The sequence below is a fragment of the Pseudolysinimonas sp. genome (assembly GCF_039912695.1).
In the GTDB taxonomy this organism is placed as follows: Bacteria; Actinomycetota; Actinomycetes; order Actinomycetales; family Microbacteriaceae; genus Pseudolysinimonas_A.
This window is the reverse complement of the sequence record NZ_JBDSPJ010000024.1, coordinates 1-23,178: the sequence shown is the minus strand read 5'-3', so window position 1 is coordinate 23,178 and position 23,178 is coordinate 1. Positions and strand designations below refer to the sequence as shown.

25 protein-coding genes and 1 tRNA gene are annotated in these 23,178 nt (G+C 65.8%); 10 read left to right on the top strand and 16 right to left on the bottom strand.

The features are described from left to right. Positions 1-119 precede the first annotated feature (119 nt). Entirely contained in the window at positions 120-758 is a 639-nt protein-coding gene (locus ABIR17_RS11585; protein WP_348004554.1) for a helix-turn-helix domain-containing protein, read from the top strand. A 9-nt stretch (positions 759-767) separates the two neighbouring features. Here ABIR17_RS11585 and ABIR17_RS11580 read toward each other — a convergent pair whose 3' ends face one another. The 3 genes from ABIR17_RS11580 to ABIR17_RS11570 all read right to left on the bottom strand — a co-directional run bounded on the left by ABIR17_RS11580 (position 768) and on the right by ABIR17_RS11570 (position 3,886). After that, on the bottom strand, positions 768-1,607 hold the full coding sequence (locus ABIR17_RS11580; protein ID WP_348004553.1) for a carbon-nitrogen hydrolase family protein: 840 nt from the start codon (positions 1,605-1,607) through the stop codon (positions 768-770). A gap of 67 nt (positions 1,608-1,674) precedes the next feature. Beyond that, positions 1,675-2,304 (bottom strand): TetR/AcrR family transcriptional regulator, encoded by a 630-nt coding sequence (locus tag ABIR17_RS11575; RefSeq protein WP_348004552.1) that lies wholly within the window; start codon positions 2,302-2,304, stop codon positions 1,675-1,677. An 85-nt stretch (positions 2,305-2,389) separates the two neighbouring features. Then, positions 2,390-3,886: an aldehyde dehydrogenase family protein gene (locus ABIR17_RS11570; protein WP_348004551.1), complete on the bottom strand. Its 1,497-nt coding sequence runs from the start codon at positions 3,884-3,886 to the stop codon at positions 2,390-2,392. Positions 3,887-4,000: 114 nt separating this feature from the next. On the opposite strand from ABIR17_RS11570, the gene ABIR17_RS11565 reads away from it, so the two are divergent. Further along, the gene (locus ABIR17_RS11565) at positions 4,001-4,906 is read left to right on the top strand and encodes a helix-turn-helix domain-containing protein (RefSeq protein WP_348004550.1); all 906 of its coding nucleotides are present in this window, start codon (positions 4,001-4,003) and stop codon (positions 4,904-4,906) included. A gap of 27 nt (positions 4,907-4,933) precedes the next feature. Here ABIR17_RS11565 and ABIR17_RS11560 read toward each other — a convergent pair whose 3' ends face one another. Continuing rightward, positions 4,934-5,191, bottom strand: coding sequence for a DUF6458 family protein (locus tag ABIR17_RS11560; protein WP_348004549.1), 258 nt, complete (start codon positions 5,189-5,191; stop codon positions 4,934-4,936). 152 nt (positions 5,192-5,343) lie between these two features. On the opposite strand from ABIR17_RS11560, the gene ABIR17_RS11555 reads away from it, so the two are divergent. Continuing rightward, positions 5,344-5,769 (top strand): DUF1003 domain-containing protein, encoded by a 426-nt coding sequence (locus ABIR17_RS11555; RefSeq protein WP_348004548.1) that lies wholly within the window; start codon positions 5,344-5,346, stop codon positions 5,767-5,769. 60 nt (positions 5,770-5,829) lie between these two features. Here the strand turns inward: ABIR17_RS11555 and ABIR17_RS11550 are convergent, their stop codons facing one another. After that, the gene (locus ABIR17_RS11550; RefSeq protein ID WP_348004547.1) at positions 5,830-6,147 is read right to left on the bottom strand and encodes a helix-turn-helix domain-containing protein; all 318 of its coding nucleotides are present in this window, start codon (positions 6,145-6,147) and stop codon (positions 5,830-5,832) included. An 89-nt stretch (positions 6,148-6,236) separates the two neighbouring features. Between ABIR17_RS11550 and ABIR17_RS11545 the strand changes: the two genes are divergently transcribed. Beyond that, entirely contained in the window at positions 6,237-6,824 is a 588-nt protein-coding gene (locus ABIR17_RS11545) for an NAD(P)H-dependent oxidoreductase (RefSeq protein WP_348004546.1), read from the top strand. A gap of 127 nt (positions 6,825-6,951) precedes the next feature. Here the strand turns inward: ABIR17_RS11545 and ABIR17_RS11540 are convergent, their stop codons facing one another. Then, positions 6,952-7,353 (bottom strand): fasciclin domain-containing protein, encoded by a 402-nt coding sequence (locus ABIR17_RS11540; protein ID WP_348004545.1) that lies wholly within the window; start codon positions 7,351-7,353, stop codon positions 6,952-6,954. Positions 7,354-7,497: 144 nt separating this feature from the next. Between ABIR17_RS11540 and ABIR17_RS11535 the strand changes: the two genes are divergently transcribed. Continuing rightward, a complete protein-coding gene (locus ABIR17_RS11535; RefSeq protein WP_348004544.1) occupies positions 7,498-7,965 on the top strand; it encodes a MarR family transcriptional regulator in 468 nt (155 codons plus the stop codon). Between the two features lie 92 nt (positions 7,966-8,057). Here ABIR17_RS11535 and ABIR17_RS11530 read toward each other — a convergent pair. The 3 genes from ABIR17_RS11530 to ABIR17_RS11520 form a co-directional block, all read right to left on the bottom strand. Further along, a tRNA-Met gene (locus ABIR17_RS11530) sits at positions 8,058-8,131 on the bottom strand. A gap of 42 nt (positions 8,132-8,173) precedes the next feature. Beyond that, positions 8,174-11,056, bottom strand: a complete 2,883-nt coding sequence (locus tag ABIR17_RS11525; protein ID WP_348004543.1) for a UPF0182 family protein — start codon at positions 11,054-11,056, stop codon at positions 8,174-8,176. 59 nt (positions 11,057-11,115) lie between these two features. After that, complete coding sequence (locus tag ABIR17_RS11520) at positions 11,116-12,243, bottom strand: PDZ domain-containing protein (protein WP_348004542.1); 1,128 nt, start codon at positions 12,241-12,243, stop codon at positions 11,116-11,118. Between the two features lie 82 nt (positions 12,244-12,325). On the opposite strand from ABIR17_RS11520, the gene ABIR17_RS11515 reads away from it, so the two are divergent. Both ABIR17_RS11515 and ABIR17_RS11510 read left to right on the top strand, forming a co-directional pair. Further along, positions 12,326-13,684, top strand: a complete 1,359-nt coding sequence (locus ABIR17_RS11515; RefSeq protein WP_348004541.1) for a zinc-dependent metalloprotease — start codon at positions 12,326-12,328, stop codon at positions 13,682-13,684. 235 nt (positions 13,685-13,919) lie between these two features. After that, positions 13,920-14,648, top strand: a complete 729-nt coding sequence (locus tag ABIR17_RS11510; protein WP_348004540.1) for a hypothetical protein — start codon at positions 13,920-13,922, stop codon at positions 14,646-14,648. Here the strand turns inward: ABIR17_RS11510 and ABIR17_RS11505 are convergent. The 4 genes from ABIR17_RS11505 to nudC are packed head-to-tail and all read right to left on the bottom strand — an operon-like array spanning position 14,622 to position 17,926. Further along, a complete protein-coding gene (locus tag ABIR17_RS11505) occupies positions 14,622-14,963 on the bottom strand; it encodes a ribbon-helix-helix domain-containing protein (RefSeq protein WP_348004539.1) in 342 nt (113 codons plus the stop codon). The genes ABIR17_RS11510 and ABIR17_RS11505 overlap by 27 nt on opposite strands. Continuing rightward, positions 14,956-15,228 (bottom strand): hypothetical protein, encoded by a 273-nt coding sequence (locus tag ABIR17_RS11500; RefSeq protein ID WP_348004538.1) that lies wholly within the window; start codon positions 15,226-15,228, stop codon positions 14,956-14,958. Before ABIR17_RS11500 ends, ABIR17_RS11505 begins: the two co-directional genes overlap by 8 nt. 53 nt (positions 15,229-15,281) lie before the next feature. Further along, positions 15,282-16,955 carry an ATP-dependent helicase gene (locus tag ABIR17_RS11495; RefSeq protein WP_348004537.1) on the bottom strand — a complete coding sequence of 558 codons (1,674 nt, stop codon included), beginning with the start codon at positions 16,953-16,955 and terminating at the stop codon, positions 15,282-15,284. An 8-nt stretch (positions 16,956-16,963) separates the two neighbouring features. Then, positions 16,964-17,926 (bottom strand): NAD(+) diphosphatase, encoded by a 963-nt coding sequence (nudC, locus tag ABIR17_RS11490; protein ID WP_348004536.1) that lies wholly within the window; start codon positions 17,924-17,926, stop codon positions 16,964-16,966. A 68-nt stretch (positions 17,927-17,994) separates the two neighbouring features. Here nudC and ABIR17_RS11485 point away from each other — a divergent pair, with 68 nt between their 5' ends. Both ABIR17_RS11485 and ABIR17_RS11480 read left to right on the top strand, forming a co-directional pair. Beyond that, positions 17,995-18,981: a phosphotransferase gene (locus ABIR17_RS11485; RefSeq protein ID WP_348004535.1), complete on the top strand. Its 987-nt coding sequence runs from the start codon at positions 17,995-17,997 to the stop codon at positions 18,979-18,981. 123 nt (positions 18,982-19,104) lie between these two features. After that, positions 19,105-19,644: a D-lyxose/D-mannose family sugar isomerase gene (locus ABIR17_RS11480; protein ID WP_348004534.1), complete on the top strand. Its 540-nt coding sequence runs from the start codon at positions 19,105-19,107 to the stop codon at positions 19,642-19,644. Positions 19,645-19,773: 129 nt separating this feature from the next. Here ABIR17_RS11480 and ABIR17_RS11475 read toward each other — a convergent pair whose 3' ends face one another. Together ABIR17_RS11475 and ABIR17_RS11470 are read right to left on the bottom strand one after the other, a co-directional pair. Continuing rightward, positions 19,774-20,241 (bottom strand): GNAT family N-acetyltransferase, encoded by a 468-nt coding sequence (locus ABIR17_RS11475; protein WP_348004533.1) that lies wholly within the window; start codon positions 20,239-20,241, stop codon positions 19,774-19,776. A gap of 6 nt (positions 20,242-20,247) precedes the next feature. Then, positions 20,248-21,432 (bottom strand): alanine--glyoxylate aminotransferase family protein, encoded by a 1,185-nt coding sequence (locus tag ABIR17_RS11470; RefSeq protein ID WP_348004532.1) that lies wholly within the window; start codon positions 21,430-21,432, stop codon positions 20,248-20,250. Between the two features lie 63 nt (positions 21,433-21,495). Between ABIR17_RS11470 and ABIR17_RS11465 the strand changes: the two genes are divergently transcribed. Beyond that, positions 21,496-22,164 (top strand): hypothetical protein, encoded by a 669-nt coding sequence (locus ABIR17_RS11465; protein ID WP_348004531.1) that lies wholly within the window; start codon positions 21,496-21,498, stop codon positions 22,162-22,164. On the opposite strand, the gene ABIR17_RS11460 is transcribed toward ABIR17_RS11465, so the two are convergent. Beyond that, positions 22,130-23,178 (bottom strand): amidase family protein (locus ABIR17_RS11460; RefSeq protein WP_348004530.1); only part of this gene is annotated, 1,049 nt, incomplete at its 5' end. The two genes, ABIR17_RS11465 and ABIR17_RS11460, sit on opposite strands and share 35 nt — an antisense overlap.

The following is a 23,178-nucleotide window of genomic DNA, read 5'->3' as shown; positions in this document are numbered from 1 at the left end:
GAGATATCCACAGCTGGCGTTCCCGCGCCCGGCGGTCGCGACCTGGGGACCGCCCTGTCTGTGCACGCGCGTCCAACCCCTGGCCGTAGAGTTAAACGCCCACGGGAGAGGATCAGCGCGTGCCCCAGTTGCAGTCGGATGTCCTGCTCGACACTGCCTGTCGGCTGATCACCGAAGACGGGTTCGACGCCGTTTCGATCTCGCGGATAGCGTCTGAACTTGGTCTCGACGACGATGACGTCTTGGCCGAATTCGGCTCGCTTGAAGATCTGTTGGTCGCGATGCTCAACCGTGAGTTCGGCGGGATGTGGGCCGTCATCATCGACAACATCGATCGCGATCCGCGCGGCGGGTTTCTCTCGCAGATCTACCGCTACACCCTGACCGCCGTGTACGAACGGCCGCTCGCTCGAGCCCTCTATCTGATGGATCGCGACGGCCTGAACACGATCATGCGCGCCACTCACGGGTTCTCCTACATTCCCGAGTTCAGGCTGCGAGCCAGCTTCATCGAGCGCATGCAGGATGTCGGCATGGTGCGTCGGGATGTCGACCCCCACCAACTCTCCGCACTGCTCAGCGCGGTCAGTGCCGGGGCCGCACTCACCGCACCGAACTCTGAACTCGACCTGGTGAGCGAAGGTCTCCTGGTGCTTCTTGAGCGGGGCGCCGACACGGACGCGACGGATACCTCCCCCGGCAAGGCTGCCTACGTCGAGTTCGCGATGAGCTTGGTCAACCGCAAAGATCCGACTTAAACGAATGGCTCAGCGCGGTTCGACCGTGAACCGACGCAACTGAAGCGCCGGGTTGAGGTGACGTACTTCGGCGACTCGCTCGGGTGAGATCCAGGCGACCGCGACATCCGTCGACTCACCGATGGTGACCAGTTCGACCCCCATCGGATCCACGACCATGCTGTTGCCCGCCCCAACCGGCGGGGCGTGGTCGGCGGCGGCAAGGTAGATCGTGTTCTCGATCGCGCGCGCGGTGACGAGGGTGCGCCAGTGGTGCTCTTTCAGCGGGCCGCGCGCCCACTCACTGGGCAGCACGACGAGGTCGGCCCCGGCATCCACCAGGCGTCTGGTGACCTCGGGGAACCTGATGTCGTAACAGGTCTGCAAGCCGACGGTGAAGCCGCCGAACGCAAAGGTCGGGGCAGCCTCCGGCGCCCAGATCGGTCCGGCGACGATGCGGTCGCTCTCGCGCGTCCCGAACGCGTCGTAGAGGTGAATCTTGCGGTAGTGCGCGACGACCTCGCCGTGTGCGTTGACCGCGACCACGGTGTTTGCGACCCGCTCCGGCTGACCCGAGGTGAGGTCTTGGCCCGGAACGAGTTCGATCATTCCGGCGACGAGATGGATGCCGAGCTCCGCCGCGATCTCGGCGAGCGCTCGCACAAACGGACCGTGCAACGACTGCGCGTGGTCGACCCAGTCGGCGCCGAGACCGGGCGTGAAGTACGACGAATATTCCGGGAAGACCACGAGGAGCGCGCCGCGGGATGCCGCATCCTCAGCCAGCGAACGGATCGTGTCGAGATTGACCGCCTCGTCGGCGCCGGGCGCGAACTGCGCCACCGCAATCGCCGTCGGGTGGCTCGTCATGGCCTCAGGGTACGCGTCGGGCCCACGAGTCGTTCCGCCGGCCGACGAGTCGTTCCGCCGAAACCGCTCAGCGCACCCCGGCGCCGAACGCGCGGATTGCCGCCGTCCCGACCTGGTGAGAGCTCAGCGTCGAGGTCGAACTGCCATCAAATACATCCCGAAAGACCAAAATCGTGGTGAGCCAGGCGGCGAAGACCGCGCATGACCTGATGCGCGGTTCAAGCGACGCCTCCGGAAAGTTGCCGCGCTCGCGAAACGACTTCGCCATCCGCTCCTGTGCCCGCACCCAGGTCTGCATCAGGTGGCCGGCGATATCGCCGTGCCCACCGCCGATGAACTCGATGATCGGATGGGGTCCCTCCACGTCAGCGGGAGAGAGGTCATCCCGCCACCCCTCGTCGCGCATCTCGCCCAACGCCGCGATCATGGTGTCGGCGATCGGCTCGTCGAACGGTCGATCGAGGATGCGGTCGGTGAAAGCGTCGACCCAGGAATCGTGGAACTCAAGCAGGATCGCCGCCTTCGACCCGAAGTGCAGGTAGATCGTGCGAACTGCGACATCGGCCGCCTCGCTGATTTCTTCGATCGTGGTCTCGACGTAGCCGTTGCGCATGAAGAGTTCGTTCGCGGCGGTCGTGATCCGCATCCGCGTCTCGGCTCGGCGCACTCCCTGACGCTCTGAGCGCTGTTCGACCATCCCGCGAGCATAGGTGGCTCGGGTGTCTGTCGGCGAAGAAAGGGCCCGAGCAGTGACTGCCCGGGCCCTCGCTATCAGGATGCGATCAGTGCGCCATCCCGGCGAGCACCGCGGCGTCGAGGTGTGAGATCGAGTGCGAGTCCTGGAACGCGCGCACCCCCTCGATGCCCTGCTCGCGGCCCATGCCGGACTGCTTCCGCCCGCCGAAGGGAGCGCGCAAGTCGAGGCGGGGAGCGCCGTGGTCGTTGACCCAGACGTAGCCGCAGACGAGCTGCGTGCCGACGCGGTCGGCGGCTTCGGGGCTCGCGGTCCAGACCGAGCCACACAGCCCGCCCCAGGTGTCGTTGGCCATCGTGACCGCTTCGGCCTCGGTGTCGAACGGCATGATCGGGATGACGGGGCCGAACTGCTCGAACGTCACGACACGCAGGTTCGGGTCAGCGTTCACGACGAGGGTCGGGCGCACGAAGTTGCCGCCAGCGAGGTCGCCGCCGGGCAGTTCGCCGAACTCGCGCACGTCAGCGCCCGCGGCCTTCGCCTCTTCGATCAGCTCGTCGACGAACGCCTTCTGGACCGGCGAGTGCAGCGGGCCCATCGTCGTGTCGGCGTCGAGGCCGTAGCCGAGCTTCGCCTTCTCAAGCCGGGCCGACAGTCCGTCGACGACCTCATCCATGCGCGACCGGTGCACGTACACGCGCTTGGCGTTCATGCAGATCTGCCCGGTGGTGTCGTAGATCGCCGCGTAGAGACGGTCGAGGTGAGTGTCGTCGATGATCGCGTCTTCGAGGATCACCGCTGCGTCGTTTCCGCCGAGCTCGAGCGTCACGCGGGTCAGCGTCTTCGACGCCATCTCCATCATGCGCTTGCCACCGCCGACCGAGCCGGTGAAGCAGACCTTGGCGACATCTTCGTTCTGGATGAGCGCGGTCATGTTGGCGTCTGCACCCGTCACGACATTCAGCACGCCGGCGGGCAACTTCTCCGCGATGCGCTGGATGAACCGCGCCGTCGCGAGCGGAGCCGTCAGCGGGGGCTTCACGATCACGGCATTGCCTGCGAGGAGCGCGTGAGGAACAGCGGCACCGAGGATGGCGATCGGCCAGTTGAACGGCACGATCACGGTGACGACTCCGAGCGCCTGGTGCCGCACGGTCGTGCGAGTCGCGATCGCGCCCGGGATCGGCTCGAGCACGTGGCTTTCCGCCACCTGATCGGCGAGCGAGAGCGCGAGGCCCCAGCGGATCTCGAAGACGAGAGCATCGACCCATGCTTCAAAGCGCACCTTGCCGTTCTCCTGCGACAGGATGGCGGCATCCTCATCGCGGAACGCAGCCACACCGTCGATCGCGGCAGCCATCTGCGCGGCACGCTCCTGCGGGGTCAAGGCCGACCAGGCCGGGAAGGCAGCCTTCGCGGCGGCAACGGCGTCCGCGACATCCTGCGTGGATGCGGCCGCAGCGTGCCCAACGATCGTGCCCTTCTTGCCCGGGTCAGCGATCGCCGTCGTTTCCGCGGTGTCGCGGGCTGTGCCGCCGATGTAGAGGCCGGTCTTTACCGGTGCTTGGGTCTGAACGTCAGTCATCGACTCACTCCTTCGTGTGTACGGGTGCTCTGAGGTTACGTCCGGCGCAGGGGAGGCTGGTCGGCATTTTGTGCATGAACAGCACAGCGTGCACGACCGGCGTATCGTGCGGGAATGCAGGTCGCCGACGCTCTGAGCGCAGACGAGTGGGAGCTCGTGACGAGCGACGCCTTCGTTCCCCTCACCTGCGTCTCGTTCGAAGCCGACTTCAGCGGCCACATCGAGCACGAGCGTCTCGACGATTCGACCTCGATCAACCACCTCACGACGAGCGGAATCGCGGTCGACCGCACCGCCCGACAGGCGGCCCACGCGAACGCTGACGATATCCACATCACCCTCACCCTCGGCGGCTCCGGTGTCGTGCGCCAGGACGGTCGTGGCGTGCGGGTCAGGGCCGGTTCGGTCACGACCTATGCGACCGATCGCTCCTACCAACTCGACTACACCAAACCGCGGCAGCGCCAGGTTCTGGTGCAGGTCTCGAAGCGCGCCCTGGGCATCCCGCTGGATGTGGTCGAGCGGTCGTGCGAGCAGTTGCTGGTCGCGCCGGGCGCAGCGACCGAAGTGCTGTTCGAGACGATCGCCGAGACCCGCCGCAGCCCGACACCCGGTGCAGATGCCGGGTTCGCCCAAACTGTTCGCGATCTGGCGGGCACGATGATCCGCTCATCCGTCTCGGGAACACGAGTCATGCCGACGACGCGCGGCGGACTACTCGCCACGGTGCGCTCGTTCATCCGCGGCAATCTGCGCTCACCCGAGCTGGATGTCGCGCAGATTGCCGAGGCACATTTCGTCTCGCGGCGCTTTCTCTACGAGTTGTTCGAGCCGCTCAGCGAAACCCCGGGAGAGCACCTGCGCCGCCTTCGGTTGCGTCGGGCGGCAGAGTTGCTCGCCGACCCGATGCCGTCGATCGCACAGGTTGCCGAACGATCGGGGTTTGCCGACCCGACGACCTTCACGCGCGCTTTCCACCGAGAGTTCGGGATGCTCCCCCGCGAGTTTCGTCACAGCTGAAGTTTCGCCGCAGCTGAGTTTCGCGGGCTACTGCACGCGGTCGTCGACCTCGGTGATCCGCTGCTCGACGCGCTCGCCGGTGACCGAGTCGGTGCCGGTGCGTGCGGTCGTGATGGCCTGACGGCGGCGGAAGAGCAAAACAAGTCCGATGACGAAGACCACCAGCCCGGCACCCATCAGGATGTATCCGACGAGGTCGAGGTTGACAACACTGTTCTCGAGGTTGACGGCGAACGTCAGAATCGCACCGATCACGAAGAGAACGACGCCTGTTCCGATACTCATTTCAGCCTACTTTCTGGCCCCGTGATTGGGGCAACTCTTCCCACCGTACGGACCGGCGGCACCCCCGCGACCGGGGTTGACTTCCCAGGAATCTTCTGAGGAAATCCCGTGGCCTGCAGGCTTCCCCGCACATCCGGCGGGATGATCTCGCCATGGAAACTTCCCCCACTACCGACCGACCGCGTCGAGGCCGACCGCTCACCAACTGGCACAAAGAAGTCACCGACAGACTGACCCTCGGCGACCGAGCCGCCGACCGCCTCCGCAACAGCATGGGTAGTTGGTTCTTCGTCGGCGGCTTCTTCGTCTTCATGATCATCTGGGCAGTGCTGAACAGCCTCCCCTTCCATTGGGACGCTTACCCGTTCATCCTGCTGAACCTGTTCCTCAGCATGCTCGCCGGGGTGCAGGGCGCGATCCTGCTGATCTCAGCGAAGCGGCAGGATGCCATCGCCGCGGCTCTCGCGGAACACGACTTCAACACGAACGTCGCCGCGAAAGCCGAAATCGAGGAGCTGATCAAGATCAGCCGCGAACAGTTGGAGCTCCTGAAAGCCCTTCACGACCTGAAGTCTTAGACGACCTTGCCGGGGCGGCGTTCGCCCGGACCAGCCTTGAGAAAACGACGGCGGGTCCGCCTAGGGGTGGCTTGGCGCGGCAAAGTCGCTGATCGCTTGGATGACGGGCAAGATCGCTCGACCGCGCTCGCTGAGCTCGTATGACACCGAAGCTTTGCCGTCGACACCCTCGCTGCGCGTGATGATTTCGCGGTCATGGAGCTTGCGCAATCGTGCCGTCAAAGTGACCGGGCTCACATCTCCGAGCGCGCGTTGCAGCGCGGCAAAACGCAATGGGCTGTCAGCGATGTAGAGCTCTTCGATGATGCGCAGCACCCAGTAGTCGGCGACGAGCTTCAGGGCGGCGTCACCACAGCGCGGGACGGTCGAGCCTGACATCTCCCCAATGTACTACACGAACGGTAGTGCTACATTATCTGAAGTGGTCCCTGTCAGTGTCCACCCTCCTCCACAGAAATGGAATCGTCATGTCCCGCATCGCCGTCTTGGTCGCCAGCACTCGCTCCACTCGATTCGCTGACAACCCGTTGGCTTGGCTGCAGACCAAACTCAACGAGTCGGCGTTCGAGTTCGACGTGATCGACGTGCGCGATCTCGACTTGCCCTACTACGACTTGCCGACTCCCCCCGCCTGGGCACACCGCGAATATGCGACCGAGGCGGAACGTCGTCTCGGCGAACGGCTCGACGCCGCAGACGGCTTTCTCGTCATCACTCACGAGTTCAACCACGGCTATTCCGCCCCACTCAAAAACGTTCTCGACCACTACTTCATTGAGCTAGCGCACAAGCCGATCGGATTCATCGGCTATGGCAACGCCGGCGGCAGCCGCGCGATCGAGCAGTTGAAGCAAGTCGTGATTGAGCTCGACATGGTGCCGATCCGGCACTCCGTCAATGTGATGGGACCGCAGTACTTCGCCATCCGCGACGGCGTCCCCGTCGACGAGGCCTTCGAGCCGCTGGGCGCGTCCCTCGACAAGGTGCTCAAGAGCCTGACCTGGTGGGTCGACGCGACGGCGGCGGCTCGGGCCGGCGAGGCGAAACTCGCGTGAGCAACCGCCATCGTCGACATCCTCACCGTCCGTGAGGGGCTTATCGCCACAGTTCAGACATGCTCGTTGTCCCGAAACGACAGAAGCCGCCTTCAGATTTCTCTGAAAGCGGCTTCTATTCTGCGAACTAGGCAGGCATCAGGACTGAGTCGATGACGTGGATGACTCCGTTATCGGCTTCGATGTCCGCCTGCGTGACGGTGGCGTTGTTGACGGTGACGCCGCCGTCCGTGTGGAAGGTGAGCTTGCCGCCCTCGAGGGAGTCGGCCTGAAGGCCATCAGACAGATCGGCAGCCATCACCTTTCCCGCGACGACATGGAAGGTCAGGATCTTGGTGAGCGCCGGGATGTCTTGGAGCAGTCCGGCAACGGTGCCGTCGGGCAGCGCGTCGAATGCCTCATCGGTCGGCGCGAATACCGTGAACGGACCAGGTCCTGCCAGCGTGTCGGCGAGCCCTGCGGCGCTGACTGCGGCGACGAGGGTCTTGAAGGTGCCGGCGTTTGAGGCGATTTCTACGATGTTGGACATATTGTTCTTTTCCTTTTGGGTGGGGATACGCAACCGCACGTGAACTCTGAGGTCTCAGATCTACACCAGTAGGTATGTAACTTACTAGCTCACTTACACTCTCACTATACGACCTCGGCGTGTCATGTGCATTAACCTGTTGGAATGTCGACCGATCCCGAGGCTGAACTTGGTGAACCTCATGTTCTGGATGGATTCCCCGCAGTAGCCATTCGCTTCGTGGTCGCGCTTGAACGCAACCGAGTGCTCATCGCACAGGATCACGGCCTGTCAGCGAGCGAACTCCGGACGATGTTCTATATCGCCGAGCACCTTCGCGTGACTCCGAAGGATCTTGCTGATCACCTCGGGATGACGACCGGTGCGATCACCGCGATTTCGGGACGACTCGTCACCGTGAACCTGCTGCACCGAGTCGACCATCCGAAAGATCGCAGAAGCCTCTACCTGCAGTTGACGCCCCATGGCGACCAAGTGATGGCAAAAATCCACGAAGACTTTCGCACCATGATCGCCGCGGCAACGAACGGTCTCAGCCCAGGCCAGCTCAAAGAGTTCGAATTTGCTCTCGCGTCAGTCAGCGAACGGATTGCGGGCATCGTCGGTTTGTAAATCCGCCGAGAACTGGCGTGGGGCCGACTTGGAACGACAGAAGCCGCCTCTGGATTTCTCCGGAAACGGCTTCTGATCTGGTATTTCGTCTGTTGCGGGGACAGGATTTGAACCTGCGACCTCTGGGTTATGAGCCCAGCGAGCTACCGAGCTGCTCCACCCCGCGTCACGAGGGTCGAGCTTAGCACCGCTGGGAGCTAACGGTGAATCAGCCTCCGGATGCCTTGATCGCGCGCTCGACGGCATCCTGCATCTTGGCGTCTGCGGTGGCGGCGGCGACCAGGTCGTTGATCGCGTAGGCCGCGGTGCGGGCGTCGAGTGCAGTCTTGTAGTCCGCGAGGGCCTGGGTCAGCGCGGCCTTGTCGATCGTTCCCGTCGGATCGGTCGGCGTCGTCGGCGTTGTCGGCGTCGTCGGATCGGTCGGGGTCACGCCACCGTCGCCCGCAACCGCTCCCGAGTCACCGCCGAAGATCGAGTCGAGGGCCGCGTTGAGGGTGTCCTCGAAGGCGATCTTGCCGCCGAACGCCACCAGAATCTTGCGCAGCAGCGGGTAACTCGTCGAGCCGGTCGACTGCACGTAAACCGGTTGCACGTAGAGCAGGCCCCCGCCAACCGGGAGCGTCAACAGGTTTCCGCGGATGACCGAGGTCTTGCCGCCCTGTTCGAGAAGGTTGAGCTGATTCGCCACCACGGTGTCGGTGTTGAACTGGTTCTGCACCTGCCCGGGCGCCGACACGGTGTTGTCCTTCGGCAGGGTGAGCAGGGTGAGCTTTCCGTAATTCTCGCCGACGTCGGAGTTCACCGCGAGGTAGCCGGTCAGGATGTTCTGGCTGTCGCCGGAGGTGCGCGGGATGTAGGTCGAGTACAGCGTGAAGGCCGGCTTGGTGTCGCCCGGAAGCTGCATCGTCAAGTAGTACGGCGGCTGAGGCGCAGTGGATGCCGCTGCCGGGTCGTCGGGGGTGGTCCAGGCATCCGTGCCCGAATAGAACTCGATCGGGTCTGTCACGTGATAGGTCGCGACGATCGCGCGCTGCACCTTGAACAGATCTGCCGGGTAGCGCACGTGCGCGAGCAGGTCGGCGCTCATGTCGCTCTTCGGCTTGACGGTTCCCGGGAAGACACCCATCCAGGTCTTCAGCACCGGGTCAGTGTCGTCCCACTGGTACAGGGTGACCTTGCCGTCGTAGGCATCCACCGTCGCCTTGACAGAGTTGCGGATGTAGTTGATGTCGTCGGTGGCGTAAGCCTTCGCCGGGGTGTTGGTGTCGGTGATCGCGCTCGAGAGAGACTCGATGTGCGAGTACGGGTAGTTCGCGGTCGTCGTGTAGCCGTCGACGATCCAGACGACCCGGCCATCGACGACAGCCGGGTAAGCGTCGCTGTCGAGGGTGAGGTAAGGCGCGACCTTCTGCACGCGGTCGATCGGGTTGCGCTCGTACATGATCTGTGAGTCGTCGGTGACGTACTGGGAGAACAAGATCTGATCTGACTGGAACTTCACGGCGTACGCCAGCCGAGTGAATAGTCCGGAGAGTTTCGGCCCGCCGTTGCCGCTGAAGGTGGTCTTCTGGGCGTTGGTGTCACTGGTACCCGAGGTCGACGGATAGTCGATCTCGACGTTGTCGCCCGCACTGCCGGCCGCCGCGCCGACGATCGAGTACTCCGGGGAGCTCTCACCGAAATAGATCCGCGGCTCGAAGTCGCCGAGCAGACCCGAACTGGGAATGCCTGACTCGAGGAACTCCGGCTGGCCCTGGGCGTCCCGCTGGTTGCCGTAGGCCGCAACCAGTCCGTAGCCGTGGGTGAAGACGAGGGTGTTGTTGTACCAGGTGTCTGCCGGGTTTTGGAGCAGCTCGCGCACGGCGACGACGGTGTCTTGGGTCTTGCCAGCGATGTTGTACCGATCGACGTCAAGGTGCGGGGCGAACTGGTAGTACTGCCTGACGCGTTCGAGCTGCGCGAAGGTCTTCGACACCAGGGCGGGGTCGAGAATACGGATGCTCGCCGTCGTGTTCGCGTCGGCACGCAGCGCGCCCTCTTCGGCCGTCGATACGGCGTTGTACGACTGCGCGTCGACATCGGAAACGCCGTAGGCAGCGCGGGTCGCCTCGATATTGCGCTGAATGTAGGGAGCCTCGAGCTTGCCCGCGGTCGGTTCGACCTGGAGGCGGTCGATGATCGCCGGATAAATCGAGCCGAGGATGAGGCTGGAGACGATCAGCAGCGCGGTGCCGATCAGGGGCAGGCGCCAGCGACCGATGACCGAGGTCACGAGGAACAGAATCGCGACGAGCACCGCGATACCGGCCAGGATCGCACGGCCGGGAATCGTCGCGAAGACATCGGCGTACGAGGCGCCGGTGATCAGTTCTTTCTGATCGGTGAGCGTCGCGTACTGGTCGAACCAGATACTGATCGCCTGGATGACGAGATAAATCGCCGCAGTGATCGCGAGCTGGATGCGGGCGCGCCGCGTGATCCGCACCTCGCGTCCGCTGATCTGGATGGCGCCGTAGATGTAGGCCGTGGCGATCGCCGCGATGCCCGCGATCAACACGACGGCCGATCCGTACGCCAAAATGCCGCGGTAGAACGGCAACTCGTAGACGTAGAACGAGACGTCGAGGTGGAACTGTGGGTCGGTCTGCCCGAACGACGTGCGATGGATGTACTGCAGCACCGTCTGCCACCGGGTCGCGGTCGAGACGCCCATGAAAAGACCGAGGACGATCGGGATGCCGATCATCGCCACCCGACGCAGCGGCTCGATGACCTGCTGGTAGCGGTCGAGCTGCGAGTTCAACTTCGCGTACACCGGGCGCGCTCGGTAGGCGAACGCAATGCTGACCCAGACGACGAGTGCCATCGCGGCGAAACCGACGGCGAACATCGCAGCGAAGGATGCCCACTGAGTGGTCAGTACTTCGAGGAAGTTGAGCTGGTCGAACCACAGCACGTCGGTGTAGAAGCCGGAGAAAACGAAGAAGCCGATCACCAGCACGGCGACCACCGCAGCCGCGATCGCGACGGCAGCACGGGTGCGGTTACGGGTGGGCGGTGCGGCCGCAGCGGCGGGGCGAGTGGTAGACAACACAGCTCCTTCAGATCGCAGCAATCCTAAGCCGCGCGGCTGAAGGCCGCCCGCCGAGGTCACCCCTGTGCGGGCTCCGCATGGCAGGTAGCGAGCGACGAGGTGTCACCCTTCGCGATCGCTTCAACCGAGGTAACGGCCTCATCGAGAGTCGAAACCGAGAAGACCTGGATGCCGCCGGGGATGTGACCAACAACCTCGGAGCAGTTCTCCTCCGGGGCCAAGAACCATTCGGCTCCGGCGGCGCTCGCGCCGTACATCTTCTGCACGATGCCGCCAATCGGACCCACGGTTCCCGAACCGTCGATCGTGCCGGTGCCGGCGATCTTTGCGCCACCGGTGAGCTCACCGGGAGTCAACTTGTCGTAGATGCCGAGGGCAAACATCATCCCGGCGCTGGGCCCGCCGACGTTGTTGAGCTGGATGTTCACGTCGATCGGAAACTCGTAGGTTGTGCCGGGATAGATGCCGATCGTCGCAGAACCGTCTTGCGGGGACGGCTGCGGCGAGAGGGTCACCGTCTGCTCAACACCGTCGCGGCGGATGCCCAGCTCAATCGGCACCCCGACGCCGGAAGCCTTGAGTTGGGCGCGCAGGTCGTCGACGTTGTCGAGGGTGACTCCACCGGCCGACAGCAGCTCGTCGCCAGCCTTCAGCACGCCATCCGCCGGGGTGCCGTCGATCACCTGGGCGACGGCGAGGGTGCTCGTGTAGGGGATGTCGAGTTCGGTCAGCGCGGCCGCGACGGCATCCTGTTGTGAGGAGTTCATCTGCTGGGCGCTTTCCTGGTTCGCCTCCTCGTCGGTCTGCCCCGGAGGGAACACAGCATCGAGCGGAACGACCGAACGACTCGGGTTGAACCAGGCAAGAGCGACGTCGATCCAGGACACCGGCGTCTGCGGCGAACCGTCGAGGTAGACCGTCAGGAGATCGAGTGTTCCCGACGTCGGGTACGTCGTTTCTTGAGGGATGTCGATCAGCGGCACCTCATCGCCGTTGGCATTCTCGACCTGGCCGAGGGTGTTGAACACCGGGCCGGGCTTCTCAATGACGTAGGGAGCCGGAGACGTCGCGAACACCACGATGCCCACGACGGCGAGCACGAGAAGGACGAAACCGAGGTACACGGTCCAAGGTGTGCGCGCCACGCGATAGTCGTCAGGTGGCTGCGCGTCGGACTCGAACAAACCTGCACTCTTCTTTCGTGTTCGCTGGCGGCGCAGTGCGCTGGCCGGTCCAAGCCAAGATGCTCGGGCTAGCGTAGTCAACATGGCCGAGAACACGCCCGCCCCTGAAGGCGACGAGGGCGACGGAACCGAGGAGTTCCGCGAAATGCTGCGCGAGTTCCTCGCCGGCAACACCGAACTCGACCCCGCCAAACTCGCTGCCGCCGCGGGACTCCCCGACGACCCCGAGATGGTGCAGCGCCTGATCGGTCAACTGCAGCAGGCCCTACAGAACTCCGGCGACGGCATCAACTGGAGTCTCGCCACCGAGCAAGCCCGCGCACTCGCCGCCCGGTCGGCCGTGCCGAGCACCCCCGCCGAACGCTCGGGGATGGAGCAGGCACTCCACGTCGCAGCGCTCTGGCTCGACGAGGCCACCTCGATCTCCTCCCTCACCGTCGAACCCGTGCTGCTCACCCGCGCGGGCTGGGCCGAAGCGACCTTGCCGGTCTGGATCCAACTCGCCGAGCCAGTCGCCAACTCGATCGCAAACGCGCTCACCCAGGTTCTCGAAGAGCATGCCCCCGAAGAACTCGGCGCGATGATGGGCGGCGCCGGCAAACTGATGCGCAACATCGGCGGCACCCTGTTCGCGATGCAACTTGGTCAAGTCGTCGGGCAACTGGCCGGCGAAGCCGTGTCGGGTGGGGATGTCGGCATCCCGCTGCTCGACGGTGAGAACCGGCAAGCCGCCCTCGTACCGCAGAACGTCGACGACTTCGGACGCGGCCTCGACATCCCGGCCGACGAGATCCGCCTCTACCTCGCAGTGCGTGAACTCGCGCACGCCCGGCTGTTCCGTCACGCGAAATGGCTGCGGCTGCACCTGCTCACCCAGATCACCGACTTCGCCCGAGGCCTCCACATCGACTCCGCCCGTCTGCAAGAACTCGCGGCCGATTTCGACCCGCAGAACCCCGAACAGCTGCGGGATGCCGTCACCAGCGGCGCGCTCATCCCGCCCAAAACCGACGACCAACTCGCCGCCCTCGGCCGACTTGAGACGATGCTCGCCCTCATCGAAGGTTGGGTGGATGTCGTCACCGCCGCCGCCACCTCACGCCTGCCCCGCAGCGTCGCCATCGCCGAATCGGTGCGACGCCGCCGCGCGGCCGGCGGTCCCGCCGAGTCGGCATTCTCGACCCTCGTCGGACTCGAACTGCGGCCTCGACGCCTTCGGGAAGCTGCGGCGATGTGGCAGGCGGTCACCGACGCGGTCGGCGCCGACGGGCGGGATGACCTGTGGTCACATCCCGACCTCGTCCCCGGTGACGCCGACATCGACTCGCCTGCGTCTCTCATCGCGCGACTCTCCGCCGGAACACCTGAGCCGGACGATGTTGATCGCGCGCTCGAAGAGTTGCTTGGCGACACTTCGGGGGATCGGCCGCACGAAGAGTAATTCGTTCCTCGCCGGACACGGATTCAATTCGCGAGCCGAAGGAGCGGGGACCCCTACCCCGATCGACTCGCGAACCGAATCCGTATCCGGCTGTGGATGACATCGGGCGCCGGTTGCGTTGGGGCGTCATCCTCGTCTCATGGTGCTCAGAATTTCGCCCGATCTTCCGCTTGTTTGGCGGTCGCCTACTTCGGTTCAGCTGGGGAGCGATCGGGCCGTCGTCGTTCTTGACGGGGTGACCGAGGGGGAAGATCGCCTCCTGGCTGCTTTGTTGGCAGGAGTATCGGCTACGGGCTACGCGATGCTGGCCCGTTCGGCCGGAGTGGAGCCGGACGCTGCCGACGAGCTGCTCAAGGCGCTTGAGCCTGCCCTCGAGAAGGCGGTCTCCATCGGTGAGCGGACGAAGGTGGCGGTGCTGGGTGATTCTGCGTTGGCGCGGGCTATTGCTGGGTTGCTTGCGGAGGCGGGAGTTCTTGGGGTGCCCGACGACGCTTCGCTGGTCGTGCTGGTTGCTGACTGGGTGTTGTCGCCGGTTGATCATTTTGCGTGGTTGAACCGCGATGTTGTGCATGTTCCCGTGGTCGTGAGTGAGCGGGCAGTTACGGTGGGACCTTTTGTCCAACCTGGGGTGGGGCCGTGCCTGTATTGCGTTCAGTTGACTCGCACCGACGCGGATGCGGCGTGGCCGGCCATCGCGACTCAACTGTGGGGGCGTGCCGGGCGTGAACTCGATCACTTGACCGTTTCGGAAGCGGCAGCGTTTCTGGTGCGGCGGGTGCTGGCGCGGCTGGGGCGCGAAGCGGGGGGCGAGGCCGGGGCAGCGCTGTCGTGGCGGATCGGCGCGGAGGGTGAGGTCAGCGTGACGCGGTGGGGGCGGCATCCCGACTGCCGGTGCGCAGTTCCTGAAGGAACCGACTGGGTTGCCGTTCCTTCCGGCTCAGACGCGAATCTGGTGCTCGGCTAGCAGCAGGTGTACGGCTTCGCGCACCAGCTCGCTCTGCTTTTTGCCGGTGCGTTCCTCGAGAAGCTTGAAAGCCGCGAAGTCAGTACTTGAGATGCGTCCCCGAACCGTTGGCGACGCGCCGCTGGTATCCCCGACTCGCGGTCGACCGGGTCGAAGAGCTCGTTCAAGGGCATCTTCACTGCCGTATTCGCGCAACAGAAATGCGCGCCCTTCTGCGGCCGCGGCCTCACCAGTCAGGACCGTGCTCGGCGGTGAAAGTGAGATCGCAGGATCGGTCATCCGCCGCGCAAGGTCTTCGTAGTCGACGTCATCCAACGGGATGCTCCTCGCGGTAGGTGCGGAAATGGGGCCCAAGTTGCATCGCATGGAAGATGACTGCTTCGAGACCCGGACGGATGTTCACTAAGACCTCAAGTTCGCGTTCTGTTTGGGAGTGAGCCGGTCCGATGTATATGACCACTGTCCCGCCATCACCCTCGTCGTGCGTCACCGCCGAATACGTAGCGTGAAGGATGGCGTGAATCTGGTCTTCGCGCGGAACACCGTGCTTCTCACTCGAGGGAACCCAGCGTGGTGTCACTCGCGCACGGTATCGGCAGAGCGAATTTTATTGGAGCGGCTAATTGTAGCCTGTTAGTTTCGGCTGGTGCGCAGTTCCTGAAGGAACCGACTGGGTTGCCGTTCCGCCGAGCGGGCACCTCGCCGCGACCAAGACAGCGACAGTCGGAGTCGCGCTCGCGTGATGCCGACGTAGAGCAGCCGGCGTTCTTCGTCGATCGCGACCGCCGACTTCGCGTAAACGACCGGCAGCAGTCCTTCCGTCAGCCCGGCGAGGTGCACCGACTCCCACTCGAGACCTTTCGCACTGTGCAGGGTGCCGAGCACGACGGCGCGTACCGGAAGTTCACCCTTCGCGGTTTCGCGCTCCTCGAGCTCGGCGGCAAACCGGGCGAGGTTCACGTCTTCGGGAGTGCATTCGGCGAACCGCACAATCGCGTCGAGGCCGGCCCAGTCATCCCGACCCAGTCGCGAGTGGGACCGATCGACGGTCCACCCGGCGGCGCGGGCGGTGTCGGCGACGAACTGCCGCACGGGGTCTTCAGGAAAACGCTGCGCCTGCACGGCAAGCGCCGACGTGAGTTTGCGCACCGCCGGGATCTCGAAAAAGGTCGTGCCCCCGAGGAGCCGCACGACGATCCCGCGGGCAGCCAGCGCCTCCTCGATCGGGCCCGCCTGCTCGTGCACCCGGTAGAGCACCGCGATCTGCTCGGGCAGCGTGCCGGCGGCGAGTTGGCTGGCGATTGAGTCGGCGATCGCGGATGCTTCCGCCCCATCGTCGTCGTAGGCGACCGGGTCCGCGAACACTCCGCGACTGACCGTGGCTGAGCGCAGTTCGAGAGCACCGGGGCGCCCGCGCATCAGGCGGTTCGCGACATCCAGAATCTGTGGTGCCGAGCGGTAGTTGCGTTCGAGTCGCACGACCTCGGCGCCGGGATGGTCACTCTCGAAGCTGAGCAGGTAGCGGCTCGAGGCCCCGGCGAACGTGTAGATCGTCTGGTTGGCGTCGCCCACGACGCAGAGGTCGGTGCGCGGGCCGAGCCACAGCGTGAGCAGCCGATGTTGCAGTGGCGAGACGTCTTGGTACTCGTCGACGACGAAAAACCGGTACTGCGCACGCACCCGCTCGCGTGCGATGGCTTCGGAGTCGAGCATCCCGCACGCCAGCAGCAGCACGTCTTCAAAGTCGATACGACGACGCTCGTCTTTGAGTCGCTCGTACTCCTGCTGAATCGTGGCGACGGCGTCGGGGTCGAGTCCGCGCGGCAGAGGCCGGTCGCGCGCCGCGATTGCGTACCGCTCGATGCTCAGTTCGGATGTCTTGCGCCATTCGATCTCGCTGGCGACATCCCGAATCGCGGTGCGGCCGAGTTTGATGTTCACCGCGTCGCCCGCTTCGCCGATCGTGCGGGCTTTGTTGTCGAGCAACCGGGGCGCTCCCCCGCCGACCAGGTCGGGCCAGAAGTAGCCGACCTGAGCGAGCGCTTCGGCGTGGAAGGTGCGCACCACCGCGCCGCTGGCGTCGAGCGCCCGCAGCCGTTGACGCAGTTCGCCCGCCGCCTTCGTCGTGAACGTCAGCGCCAACAGGCTGCCCGAGGTGTAGACGCCTTCGCGCACGCCGTGGGCGATTCGAGCCGTGATCGCGCGGGTCTTGCCCGTTCCGGCGCCAGCGAGGATGCACACCGGGCCGAGTAGCGTTTCGGCGGCACGACGCTGGTCGACGTCGAGCGCGGCGAGAGGGTCGGCCACGGGTGCATTCACGCGCGGGATCCGTCGTCGATCTCGGCGCCGTACCAGTGCTCGATGATCGCGCGGGCGATCGAGGTGGGGCCGGGCAGCAGCACCTCTTTCGCCGCAACCGCCGCCGCCATCTCGTCGCGGGTGAACCAGCGCACCGCGAGAATCTCTTCGCCGTCCGGTGTGCCCACCGTGGTGCCGCCGACCGGAACGCGCGCCATGAAGCCGACCATCAGCGACGCCGGGAACGGCCACGGCTGACTGCCGAGGTACTGCGGGTCTTCGACCGTGATGCCCGACTCCTCGAACACCTCTCGGATGGCAGCAGCCTCCAGCGACTCCCCCGGCTCGACGAACCCGGCGAGCAGCGAAAAGCGATTCGCCTCCCACATCGCATTCGAGCCGAGCAGGATGCGGTCGTCGTTGTCGACGACGCCGACGATGATCGCGGCGTCGGTTCTCGGAAAGAAGTCTCGTCCGGCATCCTCATCGCGTCGCACCCAGCCGGCCATCGTCGGAACGGTTGCCGCGCCGCCCGCGGGCGAGAAACCGTAGGCGGTGTGCCAGTTCAGGATGGCGAGCGCCTGCGTGAAGAGTCCGGCGTCACGTTCGTCGAGGCGGGCTCCGATTCGGCGCAGGTCGCCCCACTGGGACTCCCCGCCATCCGGAGCTTCGATATCAGCGCGCGCGTCGACCGCGACGGCGATGAACGGGGTGTCGCGCGGCAGGTCGGGAGCGTCGGCGACGGTGCGTCCGAGGTAGACCGCGAGAGCCGCCTGCGGCACCGCACTCGCCGGCAGGATCGCGAGGCGGTCGGGCCCGTCCATCAGGGCCTTGCCGTCATGCAGCACGATCGCGCGGGTTCGGGAGTCGTCGAGCAGGGCATCGATCCCCCGAGCACGCGTCATGTGATCGCGGTCGAGGGTCGCGCGCGACAGAGGCAGGCGAGCCGAGAACGGCGAGAATCCGGGGATGTCGGACAAACCTGACCTCCCGCTGAAACACGCGTGGCATACGCCGCGTCGGGTGGGCACCGACCTACCCTGAGGGCATGACCCGATCCCCACTCACTCTAGCGGCGCTCGCGACGTCGGCCGTGGCAGGTCTCGACGTGATCAACACCCAGGGGTTCGGCAGCCCGGGCGGCGAATTCGACGCCGCCATCCTGACCGGTCGCGACGGTCGCCACTGGATCATCCGGGTGCCGCGCTCGCCAGCCGCCGAGTTGGAGCAGTCGGCCGACCTGGTCGCACTTCGGGCGCTCAGCGCAGGTGCCCGCTCCCGTCTGCCGTTCGCGATTTCGACGTTCGCGGGCCAGGTTCCGGTCGGCGACACTCGGGCCGTGGTGTCGGAGTTCGTCTACGGCTCGAAGGTGTCGCTCAGCGCGATGAGCCTCGAACTCGCCTCATCGATCGGCGCGGCGATCGCCGCCATCCACTCGCTTCCCCCGAACCTCGTCATCGACGCCGGCCTGCCCTCGCACAGCCCTGTCGAAACGCTGCGCGCCGTCGTCACCCTGATGGATCGCGCCGCCGCGACCGGACTCGTTCCCGCCGGGCTGCTCGCCCGCTGGGAACGCGCGACCGAAGAAACGATGATGTGGCAATTTACCCCCACGGTCGTCAACGGCGGCGTCGCGTCGGACTCGTTCCTCGCCAACGGCGACGAGGTCACCGGGATGCTGGGCTGGCACGGTCTTCGCGTCGGCGACCCCGCAGCTGATCTGCAGTGGCTGGCCGGATCCGGCCTCGACCAACTCGCCGACGCAGCCTTCGCGTCGTACTCCCACGCGCGAGGCAACGTCGACCGGCAACTGCGTCAACGGGCTTCACTGCTCGCCGAGCTCGAGATCGCGCGCTGGCTGTTGCACGGCACCGAGACCCGCTCGACCGAGATCGTCGACGACGCGGTCGGGATGCTTTCCGCCCTCGTCGACGACGTACACCTGGACATGACCAACCCCATCGGCGGCGCCACCATGCCACTGGGAGTCGACGAGGTCGAAGCACTCCTCGAGCGGACGTCGCACATCCACTGATCCTTTCTTGTGACAGGTCGGCTGCGGATCGAATGCGCGGGCCGAGAGAGCGGGGACCCCTACCCCGATCGACCCGCGCATTCGATCCGCAGCCGACCCTGCGCCGTCGCGTAACCTGCGAAGGTGCTGACTTTCGCTGAAGTCCAGGAAGCTCGCGAGTACACGGCGGCGGCGCTTTCGCGCGCCGGCGTTGTGCTTACTCCGGCCGAGCGGGGTGAGATTGAGGTGGCCGACTTGGGGTTGGGTGAGTTGGAACGCACCGGGCTGCAGCTTGTTGTCTACGTCAATACGGAACGCGTGTGTGCCAAGGAGTTGGTGTTGCGACCTGGGCAGACCTGCCCCGAACATCGGCACATCGGCGCGGACGAAGAGTTGGGCAAAGAGGAGACCTTCCGCGTGCGCGCCGGGGAGGTGTGGCTCTACGTCGACGGACCCGCGACTCCCGACCCGCTCGCGGTCGCGCCGAGGCCGGAGCACTACACCGCCTGGCACCAGATCGTGCTGCGACCCGGGGATCAACACACCATCCTGCCCGGTACGAAGCATTGGTTTCAGGCCGGGCCCGACGGCGCGATCGTGACCGAGTTCTCGACCCGCAGCACCGACGAACGGGATGTCTTCACCGATCCCGACATCCGACGCATCACCGTCGTCGAACCCTGACGTGCGCTTTCCCTTTTCAGGAAGATCTGGAGAAACTGGGCCGGGTCGCCGATCAGGGTCCACATCTCTAGACACCTTCCCCACACCTTCCTGAAAACGGACGGGAATGGAGCCTCAGCGGGCGGCGAGTCAGCGCACCATCCGGATTTCTGCGAGATCCTCCCAGCTGGGTTCGGTCTTACGTTGGCCGTCGGGCACGAAACCGTTCCTGGCGTAGAAGGCGCGCGCCCGCGGATTGCCTTCGGCGACCCAGAGGTAGGCCGGGCGGTCGCCGAGCACGGCGTCGAGCAGCGCCTGCCCCGTTCCCGACCCGTGGGCGCGGGCGTACTGGTAGATGAACCAGAGCTGCAGGTCGCGGGGATGGTCGTCATCCTGCGACGGACCCGCGCACGCCATCCCGACGACCTCGCCGTCGAGTTCGGCGACGAAGACCGGGCTGCCTCCTGCGATCCGCGCCCGGTGCCGCGCGGGGTCGGAGGTGCGCGCAGCCAGAAATTCGGCGCGCAGTAGGTGGGCGTACGTCTCGCGCCATCCGGTGACGTGGATGTCGGCGATACGTTCCGCGTCGTCAGGAACCGCGGGGCGAACCTCGATCATGCGACCTCACCCGGCCGCGTAGGACTCGAAGGCGGCATCCGTTCCGGCGCCCTGTTTCACCGCGACCCCGCCACGACGCAGCAACTGCTCGAGGGCGGCGAGGGTGGTGAGCACGGCATCCCGACGGGCGTTGTAGCCCATCACTCCGATGCGCCACACCTTGCCGGCCAGGGGGCCGAACGAGGTGCCGATCTCGATGCCGTAGTCGGCGAGCAGGGTCGCGCGCGCGGCTTCGCCGTCGAGACCGTCCGGGATGTAGACGCCGATCACGTTGTTCATGCGCACGCTCTGGTCGCCGAAAAGCTGGAGTCCCATGCCGACGAGTCCCGCGGTCATCGCGGCGCCGTGGATGCGGTGGCGCTCGACGGCTTTCTCCATCGTCTCTTCGACCAGGATGCGCGCGCACTCGCGGGCGCCGTAGAGCATCGTCGTCGCCTCGGTGTGGTGGTTGAGGCGCTTCGGCCCCCAGTAATCGAGGATCTGCGCGAGGTCGAAATAGTTGCTGCGGATGTCGGCCCCCGCACCTTCGCGCGCGTTGATGACCTGGGCCGCCCGGTCGGAGAGGGTGATGGGTGACGACCCCGCAGGGCCGGCGAGGCACTTCTGCAAGCCGGCGGTAGCGGCATCCACCCCCCACGCGTCGGCGAGGAAGGTGTTTCCGCCGAGGCTCGCGGTGACGTCGGCGTAGAGCAGGGCGCCGTGCTTGTCGGCGATTCCGCCGAGGTCGTCGAGGGGCTGAGCGACGGTGGCGCTCGTGTCACCGTGCACGATGGCGAGCACCTTCGGCTTGACCTCGGCCAGCGCCGCGTCGATTTCGGCGGGGGTGAAGACGGTGCCCCACTCGCGTTCGATGACGTGCACCTCAGCGCCGCAGCGTGCGGCGATCTCTTTGAGGAGGTCGCCGAAGCGTCCGAAGATGGGGACGAGCACTCTGTCGCCCGGTGCGAGCAGGCTGACCAGGGCCGCTTCGATCCCCGCGCGGCCGGTGCCATCGATGACCAGGGTGGCGTCGTTGTTTGTCTGGAATACCCCGCGGAACAGCTCCTGCGTCTCGGCCATGTACCCGGTCATCGCCGGGTCATACTGGCCGACCAGCTGCGCTGACATCGCACGGAGGACCCGCGGGTCGGCGTTGATCGGCCCGGGGCCCATCAGCAGCCGCGCGGGAGGATCGATCTGGCCGGGGATCATCAGATCAGGATGCCACGGCCAAGGCATTCCACCACCCGTCCCTCTTTCGCTACCGTGGGCAGCATGTCGATTCGAGTCAACCTCACCTCAGCTCTCGCACTCCTTGCCGCGACGGCCGTTCTCGCGGGCTGCACGGTCTCACCCAGCCCCTTCCCAACGACGACCGGACTCACCGGGCCTGACGGAACGATCAACGGCGACGGCAACGGGGGTGGCGGCGGAGGTGGTGACCCGTTCCCGCCGGAAACCCCGACGACGACGGACGGTTGGACCGCTCGGTACCAGAACGTCCCCTGGCTGGCCGATGATCTCGACAACGACGACTTCTTCGTCACCGGCACACTCGACGGGCACGAGGTCATGGGAATTTACTGCAACAACGACGGCAATCCGTCGAGCTCCTTGGCGATCAGTGTGAGCGATACCGATGCCGAGGTGCACTTCCAGCGCGGGGGCATCATCAACATCGACGTGCAGCGGGGGCGGTACTTCCACTACACCGGCATCGGCACCTTTTCCCTCCCCGACCCGCAAGGAACTCATCCGATCTCGATCGCCTATACGACCTCGATCCCGCTCGACGACTCTCCTGAAGGGAAAGGAAAGGCTTCGCAGAGCACCGCGTCGGTTGATCTGCAGTTTCTCGGCGTTCCGTTCCCGGATCCCGCGACCTGCAAGACCGATGCGAGCGATCTTTTTATCTGGGTGAACGCGCAGTCGGGCCGACCCTGAGCTTCAGCCGACCAGCTGCGCCCAGGTCGATCAGTGCCAGATCACTCCCCCGAGGTCCGACTAGGCACAACCCGACCGGCTCGGGCAGTTGCAACACCGGCACCGACAGCCCCGGCCTCCCGGTGATCCCCGCGATCGCCGTGAGCCGCAGAGTCGCGCCGCGGACGACATCCAATTCCTCTGCCGTGGCGTGCACCGACGGAGCCGACGATGACGCTGAAGGGATGAGCAGCACGCGGTTTCCGAGGATGCGATCGAGCCGCTCACGGTGCATCGCGAGCGCGGCGCGGGCCTCGGCCTCCTGCTCGCGCGTGACGGTGGCGGCGAAGGCGAACCGTTCGCGAGTGACGGGGCCGACAGCATCCGGATGTCCGGTGACCCACCCGCCGTCGGAATCCCACGCTTCGGCCGCTTGAGTCACCCGGAAGGCCTCGAACATCGCGTCTGGGTCGCCCAGCGACACCTCGTCGATCTCGAAACCCGCGATCGCGGCCGTGAACGCCAGGCGAACCGAGGGTTCGGCGAGAGCGACCAGGGTCGGGTCGATGACGAAGCCGCCCGGGTCGACGACGATCGTTCCCAGCGCGACCTCGACGACGCGGCGCAGGGTGGCGGCGTCGCGAGTCAGCCAGCCGACGGTGTCGAAAGATGGCGCGAGAGGCCAGATGCCCTCGTCGCGCACCGAGTCGTGAGTGGTGCGCAGCCCCCACAGCCCCTGGTACGACGCCGGCACTCGGATCGAGCCTGCCGTGTCAGTGCCGAGACCGATGGATGCCTGGCCGAGCGCGACCGCGGAGGCTGGTCCGCTCGAGGAGCCACCGGGCAGACCGCCGGGCACCGCGGGATTGGGCGGTGCTCCGTAGTGCGGGTTGGCACCCGCGATGCTGTACGCGAACTCGTCGGTCTGGGCGATGCCGCGCACGCTCGCGCCGGCACCGAGCAGGGCCGCGACCGCTGGGGCGGTTTCGGTGGCCGGTCGGGCCTCGCGCAGGTAGGCCGGGTTGCCGGCGCCCA